The organism is Streptomyces sp. NBC_00029, assembly GCF_045160505.1.
In the GTDB taxonomy this organism is placed as follows: domain Bacteria; phylum Actinomycetota; class Actinomycetes; order Streptomycetales; family Streptomycetaceae; genus Streptomyces.
In genome coordinates, this window is record NZ_CP108292.1 from 4,226,483 (window position 1) to 4,240,037 (window position 13,555).

13 protein-coding genes are annotated in these 13,555 nt (G+C 71.4%); 5 read left to right on the plus strand and 8 right to left on the minus strand.

Annotated features, from left to right (window positions below; translation table 11 throughout):
• Nucleotides 1-5 precede the first annotated feature (5 nt).
• Both OG753_RS19725 and OG753_RS19730 read right to left on the minus strand, forming a co-directional pair.
• Nucleotides 6-2,471 (minus strand): cation-translocating P-type ATPase, encoded by a 2,466-nt coding sequence (locus tag OG753_RS19725; RefSeq protein ID WP_405789411.1) that lies wholly within the window; start codon nt 2,469-2,471, stop codon nt 6-8.
• A 123-nt stretch (nt 2,472-2,594) separates the two neighbouring features.
• A complete protein-coding gene (locus OG753_RS19730) occupies nt 2,595-2,927 on the minus strand; it encodes a DUF2530 domain-containing protein (protein WP_405789413.1) in 333 nt (110 codons plus the stop codon).
• Between the two features lie 128 nt (nt 2,928-3,055).
• Between OG753_RS19730 and OG753_RS19735 the strand changes: the two genes are divergently transcribed.
• A complete protein-coding gene (locus OG753_RS19735) occupies nt 3,056-4,519 on the plus strand; it encodes an NCS2 family permease (protein ID WP_327263083.1) in 1,464 nt (487 codons plus the stop codon).
• Between the two features lies 1 nt (nt 4,520).
• On the opposite strand, the gene OG753_RS19740 is transcribed toward OG753_RS19735, so the two are convergent.
• Nucleotides 4,521-4,703 carry a hypothetical protein gene (locus OG753_RS19740; protein ID WP_030010567.1) on the minus strand — a complete coding sequence of 61 codons (183 nt, stop codon included), beginning with the start codon at nt 4,701-4,703 and terminating at the stop codon, nt 4,521-4,523.
• A 128-nt stretch (nt 4,704-4,831) separates the two neighbouring features.
• Between OG753_RS19740 and OG753_RS19745 the strand changes: the two genes are divergently transcribed.
• Genes OG753_RS19745 through thpR form a run of 3 tightly spaced genes read left to right on the plus strand, consistent with a single transcriptional unit; the run spans nt 4,832 to nt 7,267 of the window.
• Entirely contained in the window at nt 4,832-5,269 is a 438-nt protein-coding gene (locus OG753_RS19745) for a MarR family transcriptional regulator (RefSeq protein WP_327263084.1), read from the plus strand.
• A 25-nt stretch (nt 5,270-5,294) separates the two neighbouring features.
• Nucleotides 5,295-6,716 carry an MFS transporter gene (locus tag OG753_RS19750; protein ID WP_405789415.1) on the plus strand — a complete coding sequence of 474 codons (1,422 nt, stop codon included), beginning with the start codon at nt 5,295-5,297 and terminating at the stop codon, nt 6,714-6,716.
• Nucleotides 6,713-7,267: an RNA 2',3'-cyclic phosphodiesterase gene (thpR, locus tag OG753_RS19755; RefSeq protein WP_327263086.1), complete on the plus strand. Its 555-nt coding sequence runs from the start codon at nt 6,713-6,715 to the stop codon at nt 7,265-7,267. The genes OG753_RS19750 and thpR overlap by 4 nt, the downstream gene beginning before the upstream one ends.
• 326 nt (nt 7,268-7,593) lie before the next feature.
• Here thpR and OG753_RS19760 read toward each other — a convergent pair whose 3' ends face one another.
• A complete protein-coding gene (locus tag OG753_RS19760; RefSeq protein ID WP_327263087.1) occupies nt 7,594-8,583 on the minus strand; it encodes an aldo/keto reductase in 990 nt (329 codons plus the stop codon).
• Nucleotides 8,584-8,642: 59 nt separating this feature from the next.
• Complete coding sequence (locus tag OG753_RS19765) at nt 8,643-9,335, minus strand: GDSL-type esterase/lipase family protein (protein WP_327263088.1); 693 nt, start codon at nt 9,333-9,335, stop codon at nt 8,643-8,645.
• A 76-nt stretch (nt 9,336-9,411) separates the two neighbouring features.
• Here OG753_RS19765 and OG753_RS19770 point away from each other — a divergent pair, with 76 nt between their 5' ends.
• Nucleotides 9,412-10,425: a WD40 repeat domain-containing protein gene (locus OG753_RS19770; protein ID WP_327263089.1), complete on the plus strand. Its 1,014-nt coding sequence runs from the start codon at nt 9,412-9,414 to the stop codon at nt 10,423-10,425.
• Between the two features lie 236 nt (nt 10,426-10,661).
• Here the strand turns inward: OG753_RS19770 and OG753_RS19775 are convergent, their stop codons facing one another.
• From OG753_RS19775 to OG753_RS19785, 3 genes are all read right to left on the minus strand, one after another.
• Nucleotides 10,662-12,125: an SPFH domain-containing protein gene (locus tag OG753_RS19775; RefSeq protein WP_327263090.1), complete on the minus strand. Its 1,464-nt coding sequence runs from the start codon at nt 12,123-12,125 to the stop codon at nt 10,662-10,664.
• 126 nt (nt 12,126-12,251) lie between these two features.
• Nucleotides 12,252-12,455, minus strand: a complete 204-nt coding sequence (locus tag OG753_RS19780; RefSeq protein WP_327266828.1) for a hypothetical protein — start codon at nt 12,453-12,455, stop codon at nt 12,252-12,254.
• 76 nt (nt 12,456-12,531) lie between these two features.
• Nucleotides 12,532-13,455 carry a DUF3027 domain-containing protein gene (locus OG753_RS19785; protein ID WP_327263091.1) on the minus strand — a complete coding sequence of 308 codons (924 nt, stop codon included), beginning with the start codon at nt 13,453-13,455 and terminating at the stop codon, nt 12,532-12,534.
• Nucleotides 13,456-13,555 lie beyond the last annotated feature (100 nt).

The following is a 13,555-nucleotide window of genomic DNA, read 5'->3' on the forward strand; positions in this document are numbered from 1 at the left end:
CCGGGCTACGCCGGGAATTTGCGGTCGACCCACCTGAAGGTGAACTCGATCAGGAACGCGGCGCCCACCGCGACGCCCACCGCAATCCACGGCACCGTCACGCCCACCAGCTTGAGCTGGAAGAAGTCCTGCAGCCAGGGCACGACGAGGACGATCAGGAACGCCCCGCCCATCGCGCCGACGAGAGCCACCCGCCACCACGTGTACGGCCGGGCGATGATCGCCAGTACCCACATGGAGGTCAGGAACAGGGTCAGTGTGGCCGCGCTGGACTCGGCCTCGAGGGCGCCCTGGCCCGTGTAGTGGTGGCGGGCGATCAGGTACGACACGAAGGTGGCGACGGCCGCGATGACGCCGCCGGGGATCGCGTACCTCATGACCCGCTTCACGAAGTGCGGTTTCGCGCGTTCCTTGTTCGGGGCCAGGGCCAGGAAGAACGCCGGGATGCCGATGGTGAGGGTGGACAGCAGCGTCAGGTGGCGCGGCAGGAACGGGTACTCGACCTGGGAGCAGACCACCAGGATGGCCAGCAGCACCGAATAGACCGTCTTGGTGAGGAAGAGCGTGGCCACGCGGGTGATGTTGCCGATGACCCGGCGGCCTTCGGCGACCACCGAGGGCAGCGTCGAGAAGCTGTTGTTGAGGAGGACGATCTGGGCCACCGCCTTCGTCGCCTCCGAGCCGGAGCCCATGCTCACGCCGATGTCCGCGTCCTTGAGGGCGAGCACGTCGTTGACGCCGTCGCCCGTCATGGCGACCGTGTGGCCCTTGGACTGGAGGGCGCCGACCATGTCCCGCTTCTGCTGCGGGCTCACGCGTCCGAAGACGGAGTTCTCGTCGAGGACCTCGGCCATCTCGGCCCGGTCGGTGGGCAGCCCCCGGGCGTCCACGGTGTTCTCGGCGCCCGGCAGCCCCAGCTTGCCGGCGACCGCGCCGACGGAGACCGCGTTGTCGCCGGAGATGACCTTCGCCTTGACGTCCTGGTCCTCGAAGTAGCGCAGGGTGTCGGCGGCGTCGGGGCGCAGCCGCTGCTCCAGGACGACGAGGGCGGTCGGCCGTACGCCGCTGGCGACGGCCGCGTCGTCGAGTTCGCGGGCGGAGCGGGCCAGCAGGAGGACCCGCAGTCCCTGTTCGTTGAGGTCGTTGATCTCGTCGAGGGCCGGGTCCCCGGCGGGGAGCAGCACGTCGGGGGCGCCGAGCAGCCAGGTGTTGTTCTCTCCGTCGCCCTCGCTGAAGCTGGCGCCGCTGTACTTGCGGGCGGAGGAGAACGGCAGGGACTCGGTGCAGCGCCAGGCCGCGCTGTCGGGGTAGGCGTCGATGATCGCCTGGAGGCTGGCGTTGGGCCGGGGGTCGGACTCGCCGAGGGCGCCGAGCACCTTCTTGACGTACGAGGCCTCCGCGCCGCCGAGCGGGCGGAGCTCGGTGACGTCCATGCCGCCCTCGGTGAGGGTGCCGGTCTTGTCGAGGCAGACCACGTCGACGCGGGCGAGGCCTTCGATGGCGGGCAGTTCCTGGACCAGGCACTGCTGGCGGCCGAGCCGGATGACGCCGATCGCGAAGGCCACGGAGGTCAGCAGGACGAGCCCCTCGGGAATCATCGGGACGATGCCGCCGACGGTGCGGGCGATGGAGTCCTTGAGGTTGTTGTCCTTGACGAGCAGCTGGCTGATGATCAGGCCGATCGAGGTCGGGATCATCATCCAGGTGACGTATTTGAGGATGGTGGAGATGCCGGAGCGCAGCTCGGAGTGGACGAGCGTGAAGCGGGAGGCCTCTTCGGCCAGCTGGGCCGCGTAGGCCTCGCGGCCGACCTTGGTGGCGGTGAAGGCGCCGCCGCCGGCGACGACGAAGGACCCGGACATGACCAGGTCGCCGGGCTTCTTCAGGACGGGGTCGGCCTCGCCGGTGAGCAGGGACTCGTCGATCTCCAGGCCGTCGGCCTCGCCGACGGCCCCGTCGACGACGACCTTGTCGCCGGGGCCGAGTTCGATGACGTCTCCGAGGACGATCTCGGAGGTGGAGATCTCGGCGGTGCGGCCGTCGCGGCGGACGCTGGGTTTTGTCTCGCCGATGACGGCGAGGCCGTCGAGGGTCTTCTTGGCGCGCAGCTCCTGGATGATGCCGATGCCGGTGTTCGCGACGATCACGAAGCCGAAGAGGCTGTCCTGGATCGGTGCGACGATCAGCATGATCACCCAGAGCACGCCGATGATCGCGTTGAACCGGGTGAAGACGTTGGCGCGGACGATGTCGGTGGTGGAGCGGCTGCTCCGGACGGGAACGTCATTGACCTCGCCCCGCGCGACACGCTCGGCGACCTCGGCGGTGCTGAGCCCGGCCGGCTTGAAGCGGGGTGCGGGCGGTCGCACCGGGTGTACGGGGTCCAGCTCCGCTCCCGCGTCGATGGCGGGGGCGGCCGTCCCGCCACCCGGCTCCGGTCCGTCGGATTCGGTTCCAGCCCGCTGCGTCATGCCTTCGACGTTAAGCGGGCTCGTGACGCTTCACCCGCCGAGAAGTCCGAAGATCCGACTTCAGGATGACCCGAATCGTCCCTCGGTAGCGCCATGGGACGGGGACATTCAGGGATGTCCCCGCTAGACCTGCGGGCCCGGCCGCCCGGCCTGCCCGTCCTGCCCGGCCTGCCCGGCAGCCTCCGCCTCCGCCTCGGCCTCGGCCGCCCGCTCGGCGGCATGGCGCTTGAGGGCAGCGTCCCGCCCCCGCACGTACCAGATGCCGATCAGGCCGAGGAATCCGCCGGCCGCGCAGGTCCAGACCCACCACAGCTGGCCCCGGTCGGCGAACCACCCGTAGAAGGGCAGCTGGACGAGGAAGAGGGCGAACCAGAGGATCGTGCCACCTGTGACGGTGGCGACGACAGGGCCCTCAAGGGGCTCGGGCGCCTCGTGCTTCGCAGTCCATTTCGCCATGCGGCAAGTCTAGGCGGCGCGAAACGCCATCTACGCGCGGAGATGGACGCCCTTTCGTTCATGTGTTCATACTGAAACGGTGTGGGCGCGGCCCATTTTATTCGTATGAATCACCCAATGAGGACCGTATGAGCACCCCGGCCCCCGCCCCCGCAGCCACCACCCCGGAGCCCTCCCCCAAGGAACCCTCCGGGGGGCTGGACCGCTACTTCAAGATCTCCCAGCGCGGCTCGACCGTCGCCCGCGAGGTCCGCGGCGGGTTCGCGACCTTCTTCGCCATGGCGTACATCATCGTGCTCAACCCGATCATCCTGGGCAGCGCGAAGGACATGTACGGGCACCAGCTCGACGCCGGCCAGCTGGTCACGGCCACCGTGCTGACGGCCGCCTTCACCACCCTCCTCATGGGTGTCATCGGCAATGTCCCGATCGCGCTCGCCGCCGGCCTCGGCGTGAACACGGTCGTCGCGCTCCAGCTCGCCCCGCGCATGAGCTGGCCCGACGCCATGGGCATGGTGGTCCTGGCCGGCTTCGTGGTGATGCTGCTGGTCGCCACCGGCCTGCGCGAGCGGGTCATGAGCGCCGTCCCGCTCGGCCTGCGCAAGGGCATCGCCATCGGCATCGGCCTGTTCATCATGCTGATCGGCCTGGTCGACGCCGGCTTCGTCTCCCGCATCCCGGACGCCGCGCACACCACGGTCCCGCTCCAGCTCGGCACCACCGGTCACCTGGACGGCTGGCCCGTCCTGATCTTCGTGATCGGCGTGCTGCTCACCCTCGCGCTGCTGATCCGCAGGACGCCGGGCGCGATCCTGATCTCCATCGTGGTCATGACCCTGGTCGCCGTCGTCGTCCAGCTGGTCGCGGAGGTCCCCGACTCGGGCTGGGGCCTCACCGTCCCCGAGTGGCCGGGCAACCCGGTGGCCGCGCCCGACTTCGGGCTCGTCGGCGAGGTCAGCCTGTTCGGCGGCTTCGGCAAGGTCGGGATGCTGACCGGCATCCTGTTCGTCTTCACCGTGCTGCTGTCCTGCTTCTTCGACGCCATGGGCACGATCCTCGGCGTCGGCGACGAGGCGAAGCTGATCGACCGGAAGACCGGCGAGTTCCCCGGGATCAACCGGGTCCTGCTGGTCGACGGCCTGGCCGTGGCCTCGGGCGGCGCCACCTCCTCCTCCGCGACCACCTGCTTCGTGGAGTCCACGGCCGGGGTCGGCGAGGGCGCCCGTACGGGTCTGGCGAACGTCGTGACGGGCGGCCTCTTCGCCGTGGCGCTGTTCCTCACCCCGCTCGCCACCATGGTGCCGTCGCAGGCGGCCACCCCGGCGCTCGTGGCGGTCGGCTTCCTGATCCTGGCGGGCTCGGTCAAGGACATCGACTGGAGCGACTTCACGATCGCCGTCCCGGCCTTCCTGGCCATGGTGATGATGCCGTTCACCTACTCGATCACCAACGGCATCGGCATCGGCTTCATCAGCTTCTGCGCGCTGCGCCTGGCGACCGGCCGCGGACGTGGGGTCCCGGTGGCCATGTACGTGGTGTCGGCGGTGTTCGTCTTCTACTACGCGATGCCCGCCCTGGGCCTCGCGCAGTAGCTCAGGTCAGCCCGTAGAACTTCTCTGTCTCGTCGACGGCCGCCTTGAAGCGCTCGTCGAAGTCATCGCGAATGAGCGTCCGGACCACGTAGTCCTGGACGCTCATTCCGCGTTTGGCGGCATGGATCCGGAGCCTGTCGAGGAGCTCCCCGTCTATGCGCATGCTCAGCACATGTGTCCCCATGCCGAAAGAGTCGGGGCACAGGGCGCGTACGCGTGTCGCTTTCAGCCGCCGACTCACCCGTATGAGTGACCCGGGGGGCAGGCGAAAAATGGTGTTCCTTAGCGAGAGTAATGAGTTACTCTAAATACATGCATGACCTTTCCCATGGCGACGATGCTGCCGCCGTGAACGACCTCCGCTCCGCCGTCATGCGGCTGGGGCGACGCCTGAAGCACCAGCGCGTCGACGAGTCGCTGAGCCCGACCGAGATGTCGGTCCTCGGCACCCTCGCCCGCTGCGGCCAGGCCACACCCGGTGAGCTCGCCCGGCGCGAGCACGTCCAGCCGCCGTCGATGACACGCATCGTCGCGTTGCTGGAAGCCAAGGGACTGGTCACGCTGGAACCGCACCCCGACGACCGCCGCCAGAAGGTGGTCCGCCAGACGGAGGAGGCCGAAGCGATGCTCGAAGAGAGCCGCCGCAAGCGCAACGCCTTCCTGGCCGGGCTCGCGGCCGGGCTGACCGAGGACGAATGGGCCAAGCTGCGCGCGGCCGCACCCGTCCTCGAGAAGCTCGCGCACCTGTAGGAACGACGCCAGGAGGCGAACGCTTTTGAGTACGGGAACCGGAGCAGACTCCGCACCCGGCCACATATCCACCCCCACTACCGCCGCGACCGCCCAGGCCGTCGCAGCACCCGCGGGCAAGAGCTCCATGTTCAGCTCGCTGAGGATCCGGAACTACCGGCTCTTCGCAACCGGCCAGGTCGTCTCCAACACGGGCACCTGGATGCAGCGCATCGCCCAGGACTGGCTGGTCCTCTCGCTGACCGGTTCCGCCTCCGCCGTCGGCATCACCATCGCCCTGCAGTTCCTGCCGATGCTGATGTTCGGCCTCTACGGCGGCGTACTCGCCGACCGGCTGCCCAAGCGGCCGCTGCTCCTCGCCACCCAGAGCGCGATGGGCCTGACCGGCATCGCTCTCGCCGCCCTCACCCTGGCCGGACACGTCCAGGTCTGGCACGTCTACCTCGCCGCCTTCGCCCTCGGCCTGGTCACGGTCGTCGACAACCCGGCGCGGCAGACCTTCGTCCCCGAGATGGTCGGCAAGGACCAGGTGGCCAACGCCGTCAGCCTGAACTCCGCCAACTTCCAGTCCGCGCGGCTGGTCGGCCCGGCGATCGCCGGTGTACTGATCACCGCCTTCGGCTCCGGCTGGGCCTTCCTGCTGAACGGACTGTCCTTCGCCGCGCCCGTCGCCGGCCTGCTGATGATGCGCACGCACGAGCTGCACCCGGTCGAACCCAGGCCCCGCGCCAAGGGACAGCTGCGCGAAGGCCTGCGCTACGTCGCCGGCCGCCCGGAGCTGATCTGGCCCATCGCCCTCGTCGGCTTCATCGGCACCTTCGGGTTCAACTTCCCGATCTGGCTCTCCGCCTACGTCAGCGACGTCTTCCACGGGGACGCGGGCACCTACGGGCTCTTCAACACCCTGATCGCGGTCGGCTCCCTGGCGGGCGCCCTGCTCGCCGCCCGGCGCGGACAGTCCCGGCTGCGGGTGCTGGTGGCCGCGGCCGTGCTGTTCTCGGTCCTGCTCCTGGTGACCGCCTTCGCGCCCGGCTTCTGGCTGTTCGCCGCCCTGCTCGTGCCCATCGGGATCTTCGGCCTGACGGTCAACGTCACCGCCAACTCCAGCGTGCAGATGGCGACCGACCCCGAGATGCGGGGCCGGGTCATGGCCCTGTTCATGATGGTCTTCACCGGTGGCACCCCGCTGGGCGCCCCGCTGCTGGGCTGGATCACGGACACCTACGGCGCGCGGATCGGCATGGCCGCGGGCGGTGCGATCTCCCTGGCCGCCTCCGTCGCGATCGCGGTCGTCCTCGCCCGGGTCGGCAACCTCCGGCTGAGCGTGAACCGGCACGGCGTGACCTTCGTCCCCGCCGCGATCGAGCACCGGCGGCCCTCAAAGGACGAGGAGCCGCAGGCGCAGGCCCCGGCCGGCGCACCGCACCCGGCTACGCTCGCCGCATGAGACTGTTCGCAGCCGTCCTCCCGCCGGACGGGGCCGTCACCGAGCTGGCCCGGGCCGTCGACGCGGTGCACGACGACCGGCTGACGTGGACCGGCCGGGCGGGCTGGCACTTCACCCTCGCCTTCATGGGCGAGGTACGGGACGAGGTGCTCCCCGAACTGCACACCCGCCTGGAGCGGGCCGCCCACCGCACGGCCCCCTTCACCCTGCGGCTGCACGGCTGCGGCCACTTCGGGGAACGCGCCCTGTGGGCCGGCGCCGCCGGCGATCTCCCCGCCCTGCGGATGCTCGCCGAACGGGCCGACGCCGCCGCCCGGCGGGCCGGCGTACCGATGGACCAGCACCACCGGTACACCGCACACCTCACCCTGGCGCGCAACCGCAGCACCGCCACCCCGCTGCGCCCCTACCTGGACGCCCTCGCGGACTTCGAGGGCACGCCCTGGCAGGTCGGCACGCTCAGCCTGGTCCGCAGCAACCTCCCCGTCAGCGGGGTGCCGGGCGAGCAGCCCCGCTACGAGACCGTCGGGGCCTGGCCGCTGGGCGGCTGAACCGCGTGCGCGCGTACGCGGTGCGACGCAGCACCGTGAGGCGGCCCGTCCTGCAGGGACGGACCGCCTCACGGTGTTCTCACACCCGCATCCTCCGGGCCGCCGTGGTCGCCTCGGCCGCCCCACGGGCGGCGGGCCCGTGACCCACGCCACGGCCGGCAGCCCACCCGAGCACGGCACAGCCCCTGCGTCCACGATGCAGGGGCTGCCGCGTTAGGCTCGACGGGTGGATCCCAAGACCAGAAACCGTGTGATGGCCGGTGTACTCGTGCTGATGTTCGTCGTCGTGGCCGTGGCGGCTGCCGTCGGCCAGTAGCCCCGGTCGCCTACCAGGCGAAGGCCTCCGGCGACGCCCCGGGACCGGGGAAGATCTCGTCCAGGCCCGTCAGGACCTCCTCCGGGAGCTCCAGCTCCACCGCGCGCAGCGCCGAGTCGAGCTGCTCCTGCGTGCGCGGCCCGACGATGGGACCGGTGACCCCGGGACGCGTCAGCAGCCAGGCCAGTCCGACCTCGCCCGGCTCCAGGCCGTGCTTGTCCAGCAGGTCCTCGTACGCCTGCACCTGCGCCCTCACGGCGGTGTTCGCCAGCGCCTCCGCCGAGCGGCCGGAGGCGCGGCGGCCGCCCTCGACCTCCTTCTTGATGACCCCGCCCAGCAGGCCCCCGTGGAGCGGGGACCACGGGATGACGCCGAGCCCGTACGCCTGGGCGGCCGGGATGACCTCCATCTCGGCGCGGCGCTCGGCGAGGTTGTAGATGCACTGCTCGCTGACCAGGCCGAGCCGGCCGGTGCGGGCCGCGGTCTCGTTGGCCTGGGCGATCTTCCAGCCGGGGAAGTTGGAGGAGCCCGCGTAGAGGATCTTGCCCTGCTGGACCAGGACCTCGACGGCCTGCCAGATCTCCTCGAAGGGGGTCAGCCGGTCCACGTGGTGGAACTGGTAGACGTCGATGTAGTCGGTCTGGAGCCGCTTGAGGCTGGCGTCGACGGCCCGCCGGATGTTCAGCGCCGACAGACGGTCGTAGTTGGGCCAGGTGTCGGCCTCGCGGTACATGGAGCCGTACACCTTGGTGGCGAGGACCGTCTTCTCGCGGCGGTCGCCGCCCTGGGCGAACCAGGTGCCGATGATCTCCTCGGTGCGGCCCTTGTTCTCGCCCCACCCGTACACATTGGCTGTGTCGAAGAAGTTGATGCCCGCGTCGAGGGCGGAGTCCATGATCGAGTGACTTTCGGGCTCCCCGGTCTGGGGGCCGAAGTTCATGGTGCCGAGAACGAGTCGGCTGACCTTGAGGCCGGTGCGTCCGAGCTGCGTGTACTTCATGGTGCACTAGCCAACTGCTTCGAGTGCGCTCGAAGCAAGACCCCGCCGTGAAGGGCGTGTTACGGCCCCGGCTCCCGCCGGTAGGGGCCGCCGATCCCCCACGCCTGGTGCAGGACGGCCGCGAACTCGCCCGCCAGCCGGTGCTCGCCGGAGGCGTTGGGGTGAGTGCCGTCGTAAGTGTCGTGGTGAATGTCGTACGCCTCCGGGCGCGCGGCCAGCAGGATCGGCGAGGCCTCGGTCGTCAGGTCGGCGACGGCCTTCGCGAGGAGCTCGTTGAAGCGGGCCACCTCGGCCGCGAAGGGGGCGTCCTCCTCGGCCCGGCTGTTCGGGATGACCGGCAGCAGGACCATCCGGACACCGGGGCGGGCGGCGCGGGCCTCCGCGACGAACCGGCGGGCGTTGGCGGCGGTCTGCTCGGCGTCGGTGTAGAAGCCGAGGTCGATCAGCCCGAGGGAGACCAGCAGCACGTCGGCACCGGTGGCGGCGAGCGCGGGGCCGATGAGGGGGGCCATGTGCTGCCAGCCCTCGCCCCAGCCGGCCAGGTGGCGGCGGGCGTGCTCCGGGAAGCCCGGGTCGGCGTACGCGTGACTGGTGGGCGCATCGGTGGCGGTGTCGTACAGCTCGCAGCGCGGACCGACGATCCGGTGGGGGCCGTCGAAGGTCGAGCCGAGGTGCTGCCACATCCGGTAGCGCCAGGTGCAGTCGCCGGCGCGTCCGATGGTCATGGAGTCGCCGACGAACATGAAACGCATCCGGTCATCATCGCGGATCGCGCGACAGAAACTCCTGTGACGCCGGACACGCGGCACGTACTGGCAGGCTGGGGGAATGCGCCTGCCCATGCCGCCCGCCGCCGCGTCCGCCGCCGTCGCCGTGACCGCCGCCCTCGCCGCCGCCCTCGCCGTGCTGCCGGGCCCGGCCCTGGCGGCGGAGACCCCCACCGCGTCCTCCTTCACCCTCTCCGACCCGCGGATCAAGGAGTCGAGCGGCCTGGCCGCCAGCCGGATCCACCCCGGTGTGTACTGGACGCACAACGACAGCGACGACGGCCCGTACATCTACGCGGTGGACTCGGCCACGGGCAGGACGGTGGCCAGGGTGACGCTGACGGGCATCGGCAAGCCGCGCGACGTCGAGGCGATCTCGCTCGGTCCGGACGGGCAGCTCTACGTCGGGGACATCGGCGACAACCGCGGCGGCACCTGGGACCACGTGTGGATCTACCGCTTCCCGGAACCGAAGCAACTGGGCGACGCGACCGTCAAGGCCACGCAGTTCACCGTGAAGTACGCGGAGGGGGCGCGCAACGCGGAGGCTCTGATGGTGCATCCGGTGACGGGGCGGGTGTACATCGCGAGCAAGGACGAGAACAAGGGCGGCCTGTACGAGGGCCCGGCCGAGCTGTCGACGGGCGGCACGAACGTGTTCCGGCGGGTCGCCGACGTGCCGTGGGTGACGGACGGGGCGTTCTCCCCGGACGGCACCCGGCTGACCCTGCGGGGCTACTTCACGGCCCGCACCTACCCGTGGAAGGACGGCCTGCCGGTGGGTGAGGGCGAGCGGGTGGACGCGCCGTGGCAGGGCCAGGCGGAGTCGGTGACGTACACGGCGGACGGCTCCACGCTGATGTTCGGCGCGGAGGGCGAGGGCAGCCGGGTCATCGCGGTCCCGGTGGCCGCGGCCGCCGCCCCGTCGGCGTCGCCGCAGCCGGGCTCCCCGTCGGGCGCGTCCCCGGCGACGGAGCCGACGGGTGGCTTCGGCAAGGGCGCGCTCGTCCTGGCGGCCTGCCTGATCCTGGTCTTCGGAGCCAAACGCCTCCTCCGCCGACGCGGCGGCAACTGACCCGACCGCCCGACACACATCCGGCTCCGCCGCCCCATCCGGCCTCGCCGCCCCATCCAGCCTCGCCGGCGTTTGAGGCGCGGGGGTCCGGGGGCGGCGCCCCCGGCGACGGCGCCGCGCCGGAACACGACGGTTCGGCGCCCGCGCCGTTGCCGGGGCTCCGCCCCGGACCCCGCTCCTCAAACGCCGGAGGGGCTGAGATGGGCCCGAGGGTCTGAATCGGCGGCCCGAGAGGGTTACTCCTCGCGGATCGGGATGCGGCCGTTCACCGGCGGGGTGGCCGGGGACGGAGTTCCCGGGGCCGGGGCCTGGCCCATCGAGGCCAGGAGCTGGCGGGCCACGCCCAGCCCCGTGCCGCCCATCGTGAGGGCCTTGGCGAACATCTCCGACATGCCCTCGGCCCCGTTCAGCAGGACCATGTGCTCCACGTTCCCGAAGGCGCCCGCGCCCGCCTCCACGATCGCCGGCCAGTTCTCGGCCAGCTGCTGCGCGACCACCGCCTCCTGGTTCTCCGCCAGCGCGGCGGCCCGCGCCTTGATCGCTTCCGCCTCGGCCAGACCGCGGGCCTTCGCAGACTCCGCCTCCGCCAGGCCCCGCGCCTGCGTGGCCGCGGCCTCCGCCTCGCCCGTCGCCCGCGTGGCCTTCGCCGACGCGATGCCCCGCGCCTCCACGGCCTGCGCGTCCGCGGTCGCCGCCGTCGTCACCCGCGTCGCCTCGGCGCCGGCCGCGAGCTCCGTCTCCCGTGCCTTCGCCTGCGCCGCCGAGATCCGGGCGTCGCGCTCGGCCTCGGCCCGGGTGCGGGTCTCGTACGCCGCCGCGTCCGCGGGCTTGCGTACGTCCGCCTGCAGCTGCTGCTCGCGCCGGTGCGCCTCCAGCTCCGCGACCCGGGTCTCCTGGACGACGACCTCCTGGCGGGCGGCCGCCTCGGACAGCGGGCCCGCCTGACGGGCCGTCGCCGCCGCCTTGTCCCGCTCGGCCTGGTAGCCGGCCTGCAGGATCTCGCTGTCGCGCGTCGCCTCGGCCATCCGGGCGAAGGCGGCCTGCTCGGCCTCCGTGGCCAGCCGGTTCGCCTCGGCCTGGGCGATCCGCGCGTCCCGCTGCACGGCCGCCGCGTGCGGCATCGCCAGGTTCTTGATGTAACCGGTCGGGTCCTCGATCTCGTGGATCTGCAGCGAGTCGACGATCAGGCCGAGCTTCTCCATCTCGGTGCCGCAGGCCATCCGGGTCTGACCCGTCAGCTTCTCCCGGTCGCGGATCATGTCCTCGACCGTCAACCCGCCCACGATGGACCGCAGATGGCCCGCGAAGACGATGTGCACGCGCTCCGGCATCATCTTCTGCTGGTCCAGGAAGCGGCGGGCCGCGTTGGCGATCGACACAAGGTCGTCGCCGACCTTGAAGATGACCACGCCCTTCACCCGCAGCGGGATGCCCTGGTGGGTGACGCAGTCCACCGACAGCTGCGTCTCGTTGAGGTCGAGGGACAGTTTCCGTACCGCTTGCACGCCCGGGAGCACGAGCGTCCCCCGCCCGGTGACGATCCGGAACCCCATGCCCTGACCGACACCCTCGGTCTTGTGCGTGGAGCCGGAGATGACGAGTGCCTCGTTCGGTTCGGCCACCCGCCACATGAGCTTGAACAGGCCGATCAGAGCCACGATTGCGGCGAGAACAATTCCCGCCACGACGCCGATAGCCATCGGCAACGCCCCCTTAGCGCGGTGCCGTTCGGCACCGACGAGGGGAGTCTGCGCCCACCGGGGCCGCGCCGGAAGACATGGGCCGCGTCTTGTCGCCATCCTGATACGTACAGGTGGGACGGGGCGTCAGTTGTCGTAGGCCGCCATCACGTACACGGTGCGCGGCGGCAGGTACTCGACCACCGTCACCACCGTCCCGACGGCGATCCGGCCGGTCCCCGCGACCGGGTGGGCGAGGAAGTGCTCCGCCCCGCCCCTGATCCGGACGATGACCTCGCCCACCAGGCCCGGCCCGACCGTCCCGGTCACCCGGCCGGTCATTCCCACCATGTCCGTGTCCGCGTCCCTGTCCCCCATGGGGCGAGGGTACGCCGCAAGGCCCCCGGACGGGGGCCTGCCGGGCGGGCTACGAGTGGCCGAGGTCCGCGGCCGGCAGGTCGGACTCCGAGACCGGGACCGATCCGCTGTCGGGAGCCGGCCGCAGGGTGAACTCGTCAGAGGCCATCGAGTCGAGCACCGGCGGCGCCGGCCGCAGCGGCGCCGGCATGACCGCGGCCTCCGAGTGGCCGCCGCAGCCGTAGGACAGCGACACCAGACGGCCGTCCGCCGGGCTGAACTCGTTCGCGCACACGCCGAAGGCCTGGCCGAGCGAGCCGCCGATGGCCACCAGGAAGCCGCAGGAGACGCAGGAGGCGGGCGCGGCCTGCGCCATCGGGGTCTTGGCGCCGAAGGACTCGTCCCAGCGGTCGGCGGCGGTGTGCAGTCCGTACCGCGACAGCACGCGCGCCCGGCGCATGCCCAGTTCCTCGGCGACCGAGGTGATGGAGCCCCGTACGGGGACCACCGCGCGGTCGGTGACGTCCGCGTCCTCGGCCTCGACCAGTTCGGCCATTTCGGTGGAGACCACGGAGTTCGGCGGCGGGGTGTCCTCACCCGACCAGCCCGGCTCCAGGCGCAGGTCCTCGGCGTCGGTGGGCAGCAGGTCGCCGGGGCCCATGTCGCCGGGGCGCAGCCGCTCGCTCCACGGCACCCATTCGGGGGCCAGCAGTGCGTCGTCGCCCGGAAGCAGCACCGTTTCGTCGAGGGTGACGTTCTTCGCGCGGGAGGCGCGGGTCACGGTGACGGCCCAGCGCCAGCCGCGGTAGCCGGGCTCCTTGGACTCGAAGAAGTGGGTGACGACGCGGTCGCCCTCCGCCACGGCGGAGACGTGGGCGCCCACCACTCCGGGGAAGGCGGCCTCCTCGGCCGCCGCACGGGCGAGTTCTACCGCCTCGACGCACAGGCGGTCGGGGGTACGCGGGGTACGGCTTCGCGTCGTCGCAGCACTCACTGGTCTCGTTCTCTCCTACGCCGTCTCACGTGTGCGCCGTCCGTACTGTCGTCCACAACGACCCGTCGGTGCTGTCCGTACGTGGCACGGGCGGAGCGGA

Bases quoted from the DNA above. Each gene is read 5' to 3' on its own strand.
- OG753_RS19725 (WP_405789411.1), bottom strand. From the start codon at position 2,471: ATGACGCAGCGGGCTGGAACCGAATCCGACGGACCGGAGCCGGGTGGC.
- OG753_RS19730 (WP_405789413.1), bottom strand. From the start codon at position 2,927: ATGGCGAAATGGACTGCGAAGCACGAGGCGCCCGAGCCCCTTGAGGGC.
- OG753_RS19735 (WP_327263083.1), top strand. From the start codon at position 3,056: ATGAGCACCCCGGCCCCCGCCCCCGCAGCCACCACCCCGGAGCCCTCC.
- OG753_RS19740 (WP_030010567.1), bottom strand. From the start codon at position 4,703: ATGGGGACACATGTGCTGAGCATGCGCATAGACGGGGAGCTCCTCGAC.
- OG753_RS19745 (WP_327263084.1), top strand. From the start codon at position 4,832: ATGCATGACCTTTCCCATGGCGACGATGCTGCCGCCGTGAACGACCTC.
- thpR (WP_327263086.1), top strand. From the start codon at position 6,713: ATGAGACTGTTCGCAGCCGTCCTCCCGCCGGACGGGGCCGTCACCGAG.
- OG753_RS19760 (WP_327263087.1), bottom strand. From the start codon at position 8,583: ATGAAGTACACGCAGCTCGGACGCACCGGCCTCAAGGTCAGCCGACTC.
- OG753_RS19765 (WP_327263088.1), bottom strand. From the start codon at position 9,335: ATGCGTTTCATGTTCGTCGGCGACTCCATGACCATCGGACGCGCCGGC.
- OG753_RS19770 (WP_327263089.1), top strand. From the start codon at position 9,412: ATGCGCCTGCCCATGCCGCCCGCCGCCGCGTCCGCCGCCGTCGCCGTG.
- OG753_RS19775 (WP_327263090.1), bottom strand. From the start codon at position 12,125: ATGGCTATCGGCGTCGTGGCGGGAATTGTTCTCGCCGCAATCGTGGCT.
- OG753_RS19780 (WP_327266828.1), bottom strand. From the start codon at position 12,455: ATGGTGGGAATGACCGGCCGGGTGACCGGGACGGTCGGGCCGGGCCTG.